4 protein-coding genes are annotated in these 7,297 nt (G+C 52.2%); 1 reads left to right on the top strand and 3 read right to left on the bottom strand.

Features of this window, described 5'->3' with window-relative positions; all coding sequences use genetic code 11:
* Positions 1 to 199: 199 nt before the first annotated feature.
* From AAG834_RS10020 to AAG834_RS10005, 3 genes are all read right to left on the bottom strand, one after another.
* A complete protein-coding gene (locus AAG834_RS10020) occupies positions 200 to 1,519 on the bottom strand; it encodes an MFS transporter (RefSeq protein WP_070513108.1) in 1,320 nt (439 codons plus the stop codon).
* 155 nt (positions 1,520 to 1,674) lie between these two features.
* On the bottom strand, positions 1,675 to 3,132 hold the full coding sequence (locus AAG834_RS10015) for a TrkH family potassium uptake protein (protein WP_311151831.1): 1,458 nt from the start codon (positions 3,130 to 3,132) through the stop codon (positions 1,675 to 1,677).
* A 635-nt stretch (positions 3,133 to 3,767) separates the two neighbouring features.
* Positions 3,768 to 5,087, bottom strand: coding sequence for a DUF445 domain-containing protein (locus AAG834_RS10005; protein WP_342032027.1), 1,320 nt, complete (start codon positions 5,085 to 5,087; stop codon positions 3,768 to 3,770).
* A gap of 442 nt (positions 5,088 to 5,529) precedes the next feature.
* Here AAG834_RS10005 and dld point away from each other — a divergent pair, with 442 nt between their 5' ends.
* On the top strand, positions 5,530 to 7,221 hold the full coding sequence (dld, locus tag AAG834_RS10000) for a D-lactate dehydrogenase (protein WP_003760253.1): 1,692 nt from the start codon (positions 5,530 to 5,532) through the stop codon (positions 7,219 to 7,221).
* The last annotated feature ends 76 nt before the right edge of the window (positions 7,222 to 7,297 follow it).

The raw sequence follows: 7,297 nt of genomic DNA, 5'->3' as shown, positions 1-7,297 counted from the left end.
CGTCTTGGGTCAGTTGTGTGTAGCTCATGGCAATCTTTCTTGCAGGAAAGGCCGTATGCTACCTCATACTGGCCTTTTTCTGTTATGGAAAGTTGCACTTCAAATGCGAATCCGCCGTCGTCTGAAAGTGTTGTTTGACTTCGGTGAAGTGACACTTTCAGACGACCTTTTATTTGGTGGGATGATTTTAAAAACGGCGTTATCCGTTGATGTCTTCCAGCGTCCTGCCTTTCGTTTCTTCGCCCAATATCAACACGACGGCGACAATCAGCAGCATAACCAGCGCGAACATCATGAAAATATTGCTGAACCCGCTGCTGCCGCCAATCATCGCGGCAACCGCCATAGGCGCAAGAATGCCGCCCACCCGTCCGATTGCGCCCGCCCAACCGGAGGCGAAGGCACGGAAGCGGAGGGGGTAAAGTTCGGGCGTGTAGGTGTATAAAACGCCCCATGCGCCGAGGTTGAAGAACGACATCAGGCTGCCCCATGCCATGACTTCGGAGGCGCTGCTGCTTTGTCCGAAAAACCACGCGCAGACGGCACAGGCGGCGAGAAAGCTCGCTAAAGTCGCTTTGCGCCCGATTTTTTCCACCAATGCCGCCGCCGCGATGTAGCCGGGCAGTTGCGCGACTATCATCACCAGCACATATTCAAAGGTTTTGACCACCGTGTTGCCTTGTTCGACCAAGAGTTTCGGCAGCCAAGTAAAAATGCCGTAATAAGAAAAGACGATGCCGAACCAAACCAGCCAAAGCATCAGCGTGCGCCGTGCGAAAGGCTGTTGCCATAGTTGTATGAAACGGATGCGCTGTTTTTCCTGTTGCGGCGGTGCTATGGCTGTCGCGGCAGGCGTTATGCCCGCTTCCTTTTCCAAGAGGCTGACCAGCCGGTGCGCTTCGTCCGTTTTGCCTTGCGAGAGCAGGTAGGGTACGGATTCGGGTATGAATTTCAACACCATCGGCACATACAAAATCGGCAGCGCACCGATTAAAAACGCGCTGTGCCAGCCGGTTTGCGGAATAAAGAAATACGACACCAAAGCGGCAGAAAGCCAGCCCAAGCCCCAGAAACTTTCCAGCAATACGATAAAGCGTCCGCGTACTTTCGGCGGCGCATACTCGCTGATCAAGGACACCGCGACGGGAAGCTGTCCGCCCAGTCCGACGCCGACGAAGAAGCGGAAAAATAAAAGCGCGGACAGGTTGGGTGCAAACGCGCATAAACCTGTTGCCACGCTGTACACCGCCATCGTCCCGGCAAAAACGGTTTTCCTGCCGAAGCGGTCGGCAAACCAGCCGCTGATAACCGCGCCCAGTGCCATGCCGACAAAAGAGATGCTGACAATCCAGCCCAATTGCGCCGGCGCAAGCGACCAGTCTTTGCCCAGCTCGGGCAGGATAAACGACACCAGCCCCGTATCCATCGCGTCAAACAGCCAGCCGATGCCGACCAGCACCAAAAGCCTGTAATGAAACTTGCTCGGCGGTAAGTTTTGCAGGCGGGTAAGAATATCCATCGCACTTTCCTTTGCTTTGTTTGTTGGCTCCGCGGTTTAAAGTAGAGCCACTCCTATTTAAGGCTTGCTGCTTGTGTTCATCAGTCAGAATGAGGCAAACCTGATAACAAAAAGGTCGTCTGAAAACCCGAAATCCGTTTTCAGACGACCTGTCTTTATTTTTTCCAATAAGCCGGTGTCAGCAGAATCAACACGGTAAAAATCTCTAAGCGTCCCAGCAGCATGACGGCCGAACACAGCCATTTTTGCACATCGCTCAATACCGCATAGCTGCCCGCCGGTCCGACTTCGCCCAAGCCCGGTCCCGCATTGGTGATACACGCAATGACGGCGGTGAAGGCTGAGATAAATTCCATCCCGCTTGCCATCAGCAAAAAGCTGAACACAATCGTCGTCATGAAATAAATCGAAATAAACGCCATGACCGTCAACGCCATACGGTCGGGAATCATGCGTCCGTTTACCTTGACCGTGCGTACCGCTCTCGGGTGCAGCAGAATCATCATCTCGCGCAGGCTGAATTTGAACAAGACCAACGCCCGCACGTTTTTAATGCCGCCGCCCATAGAGCCGGAGCTTGCCAACAGGTTGGACAGGAAAAACATCCACAGCGACACAATCAGCGGCCATTGCGCGAAATCCGTGTTGGAAAAACCGCTTGCCAGCCCGATGGAGACAAAGTTAAAGCTGACAAAACGCAGCGAATCTCCAAAGGTTGCATAAAAATCCTTCTGCCACAGATACACCGCCGACATCAAAATACTCACCGCCAGCAGCGACAGCAGTACGCGGCATTCCTCGTCCCGCCAATAAGATTTGAGCGAGCGTCGTGTCAGCGCCGTGAAATGCGTAGCAAAATTCACACCGCCCCAGAGCGTGAAAAACATAATCGCCCATTCGACGGTCAGCGAATCAAAATAAGCGATGCTGGCATCGTGTGTCGAAAAACCGCCCAGCGACACCGCCGACATCGCGTGGCAAAGCGCGTCAAACCAGCTCATCCCCGCAAAATGCAGCGTCAGAAAAGCCGCCGTCGTCGTCATCGTATAGAAGAACCAAAGCTTTTTTGCCACCTGCGAAATGCGCGGTGCCATCTTGCTTTCTTTGTCCATCCCCGGAATTTCAGCCTTGAAGAGCTGCGTTCCGCCCACGCCCAACATCGGCAGAATTGCCACCGCCAGCACGATAATACCCATACCGCCCAGCCAGTTGAGCATATGCCGCCAAAAATTTATCGACGGAGCCAGCGTGTCCAAGCTCGTCATGACCGTTGCGCCCGTCGTCGTCAGCCCCGACATCGCCTCAAAAAACGCATCGGTAAAACTGATGCCCGGGATGTGAATATAAATCGGCATCGCCGCTACCAGCGCAAACGCCAGCCACAACATCAAAACCAACGTAAATCCGTCGCGCGGGCGCAGCTCGCGGCGGAAATGGAAGGTCATCAGCCAAACCGCGCAAGAAGTCAGCGTCGTTGCCAAAGCCGTGTAGGCAAACGCCGGAAACGCGTTGTCCAGAAAAAAATACGACATCAGCGTCGGTACTGCGAGCAACATTGAAAACAGCAGCCCCAGTCTGGACAAAACGTGGACAATAGGAAGGAACTTATACATATCAATCTTAAAATAGGGGTCGTCTGAACGGCGTAATATAGTAGATTAACTTTAAACCAGTACGGCGTTGCCTCGCCTTGGCTCAAAGAGAACGATTCTCTAAGGTGCTGAAGCACCAAGTGAATCGGTTCCGTACTATCTGTACTGTCTGCGGCTTCGTCGCCTTGTCCTGATTTAAATTTAATCCACTATAGGTTTGAAGCTGCCGTCCATATCCGCCTGCGAAATCCACATTTAAGCCGTCAAAAGCGGCCGGGAAATTTTCAGACGACCTGTTTTACAGACCATCCTTAGCAGGCAGACACAAACTCGGTCCGTAATTTTATCAAATTAGGCAAATGGCGTTATTGATATTTTACCGTCGGAAAAGGCAAGGGGTCGTCTGAAAACAGCGGCTTCAATCGACATAAACGGACGAAGTAGGGATAAAATGCCGATTGCTTTTTGCGCCGTTGGGCTTTTCAGACGACCTTTTTCATATAGTGGATTAAATTTAAATCAGGACAAGGCGACGAAGCCGCAGACAGTACAAATAGTACGGAACCGATTCACTTGGTGCTTCAGCACCTTAGAGAATCGTTCTCTTTGAGCTAAGGCGAGGCAACGCCGTACTGGTTTAAATTTAATCCACTATACTATCCCGCCAGCCACAGCGATACCGTATAAATCGCCAATCCGACCAGTCCGCCGACAAGCGTGCCGTTGATGCGGATATATTGCAAATCCTTGCCCACGCTCAATTCCAGTTTTTCCACCATCAGGCGGCTGTCCCAGCCTTTGACTTTGTCCGAGACGAACAAAGCGGCCTTATCTTTATAACGCATCACAAAATCCCGAACCAAAAGCGAAATCCGCACATCCGCCCGACGCATAAATTGCGGGTATGCCTGAGCTTGCGAACGCATATGGTTCAGCAGCTTTTCCAGTTGCGCTTGGCACAAAGAGTCTTGTTTTTCCACATCTTCCCGCGCCCAGTCCAGAATGCCGCGCCATAAGGTCATGATTTGACGTTGCAGGGCGGGCGATTGCGCGAGCTGTTTTTTGAATTTGTCCAGACGGCGGTGCCACAGGTGCGATGCGGTCAGGCGTTCGGTCAGTTCGTCGTATTGCACCAAGAATTGTCGGCGCAGCGCGTTATCCTGCTTGTCCGCTGTTGCCAAATAGCCGTCTATCCATGCCAACGCTTTTTCTGCTGCCCAGTCATCGACTTTCTCCACCAAGGTCGATTTCACCGCCGCTTTAAGCCTGTCCCAAGTTCCAGGATTGCTGCCTTCGATTTTCGCCGCCCATTCGCGCAGGTTCTGCTCCAGCATTTCACGGGTTTCCGGCGTTTTCAGCCAACGCCGGATCTGACGGAGCAGGCTTTCAAACGCTTTTTCGTGCATCCCTTGCACTTTCAGCAGCCGCAAACCGTCGGCAAGCGCGTTGCCGATTTGTCCGCCGCTGTAACGTTCTTCCAGCAGCATCGCCGTAAAACGCGCCGTTTGTTCCGGTTTGGCGATGGCAAGCAGGGTCGGAATCTGCTTGGAAAGCCAGGGCAGCCAATGCGATTTTACGTCTTCGCCGTCCAGCCATTTCAATAATTTATCGCTGGGCTGCGCTTGGTAAATACGCATGGCGATGGGTTTGCCCTGCAAAAAATTGTGTTCGATAAACCGCCCCAATTCATCGCCGATGCGTGCCTGATTACGCGGCAAAATCGCTGTATGGGGAATCGGTAGGCCGAGGGGTCGTCTGAAAAGCGCGGTTACGGCAAACCAGTCCGCCAGCGCACCCACCATCGCCGCTTCGGCAAACGCTTTGACAAATCCCAACCAAGGATATTGGCGCACATAAACGGCGGAGGCTGCAAACAGCCCACACGCCGCAAGCAGCAAGCCCGTCGCCCAACGCCTGCTTTTTGCCAACTTTTTGCGCGCCTCATTTAAGCGGACTTGTTCCGAAAGGGTGTGCATTCCTTGTCCTTTTTTTGAAAATCGGGATTTTTGAGTGGGTGTGTTTGATCAATCGGATTATACGCCGTATTGCCTAATTTTTAATCATTGAATATTTTGGTTGAGAATAGAATAAGTTAGCTGACTTTTCCACAGACTGCACACACAAAGGCAAACACGGAATGTGACTAAACCGACAAACTGACTATTTTTTAAGCATTGTATTTTTTTGTTTGATTATCAAAAGGTAATAGAACTTATTCACAGGCTGTTCACACCGTTCGGCAAAAAAATTGTGTATAGCGGGGAAAATGGCCAATTCAGGGGTAGGGCGTGTGGACGGATGATGTGGATGGTTTGCAGTATTCCTTGTCGGACCGTATTCAGACGACCTTTACTTTGCCGTGTCGCGTTACTACAATCACTATTTTAATCCAATAAAACCAGCCCTAAGGAGCGCATCATGAACGCCTCGCAATTAATCAGCAGCCTGACCCAAACCGTCGGCGAAAAATACATCATCACCGACCCCGCGAAAACCGAACAATACCGCCAAGGCTACCGTTTCGGCGAGGGCAGGGCGTTGGCGGTGGTGCGCCCCGGAACCATTCTGGAAATGTGGAAAATTTTGCAGGCCTGCGTTGAAGCGGACGTGATTGTGATTACGCAGGCGGCGAATACCGGTTTGACGGGCGGCTCGACCCCCGACGGCAACGATTACGACCGCGACATCGTGATTGTGAACACCATGCGGATGAACATCATCCAAACCATCAACAACAACGAACAAGTCGTCTGCCTGCCCGGTTCAACCCTGAATCAACTCGAATTGCTGCTGAAACCTTTGGGGCGCGAACCGCATTCGGTCATCGGTTCATCCTGCATCGGCGCGTCCGTCTTGGGCGGCGTGTGCAACAACTCCGGCGGCGCATTGGTGCAGCGCGGCCCGGCCTACACGGAAATGGCGCTGTTTGCCCAAATCAACGAAGAGGGCAAACTGGAACTGGTCAACCATTTGGGCATAGATTTGGGCGACACGCCCGAAGAAATCCTGACTAATCTTCAAGGCCATCACTATCAAAGAAAAGACATCACGCAAGATGCAGGCAAAGGACACGACCACGCCTATTGCGACCATGTGCGCCAAGTGGACGAGCCGACCGCCGCGCGTTTTAACGCCGACCCAGCGCGCCATTACGAGGCGTCCGGCTGCGCGGGCAAACTGATGGTTTTTGCCGTCCGTTTGGACACCTTCCCGCAAGAGAAACAAACCGCCGTGTTCTACATCGGCACCAACGATATTAATGAACTGACCGACATCCGCCGCGCCGCCTTGGGCGAATTTGAAAGCCTGCCTGTTTCCGGCGAATACATCCACCGTCATGCTTTCGATATTGCCGATGTGTACGGCAAAGACACGTTCTACGTCATCAAAAAATTCGGCACGCACCAACTGCCGAAATTATTTGATTTCAAAGCCAAAGTTGACCGATTCGGCAAAAAAGTCAGCTTTCTGCCCAAACATTTTTCCGACAAGGTCATGCAGTTCGTCAGCAAATATCTGCCCGACCACCTGCCCAAATCCATGCGCGATTACCGCGACAAATACGAACACCATTTAATTCTGAAAATGGGCGGAAAAGGCGTCGATGAAGCGCGCGCGTTCCTGAAAGAGTATTTTTCACACCACGGCGGCGCGTTTTTCGAATGCAACGCCGAAGAAACCCAAGCCGCCATGCTGCACCGTTTTGCCGTTGCCTCAGCCGCCATCCGCTACCGCGCCGTGCATGATGATGAAGTGGAAGATTTGGTCGCGCTGGACATCGCCCTGCGCCGCGACGACCGCGACTGGTTTGAAAAACTGCCGTCGGAAATCGACAATAAAATTATCCACAAGCTCTACTACGGACATTTCATGTGCCATGTTTTCCATCAGGATTACATCATCAAAAAAGGCAACGACTGCATGGCATTGGAGCATGAAATGCTTCACCTCTTAGACCAACGCGGCGCGCAATATCCCGCCGAGCACAACGTCGGTCATTTATACGAAGCGAAACCCGCGCTCAAGCAGTTCTACCGCAAACTCGACCCGACCAACAGTTTCAATCCGGGCATAGGCAAAACCAGTAAGAAGAAAAACTGGGCTGAGTGATAAGGCAGGGATGGTATAAGTGAATGAAAGGTCGTCTGAAAACCAAATTGAGTCTTCAGACGACCGTTAATCTTAT

Source organism: Neisseria sp. Marseille-Q2251 (assembly GCF_940793045.1).
Taxonomy (GTDB): Bacteria; Pseudomonadota; Gammaproteobacteria; order Burkholderiales; family Neisseriaceae; genus Neisseria.
The sequence above is the reverse complement of the archived record's forward strand: the minus strand, read 5'-3'. Positions and strand labels throughout refer to the sequence as shown.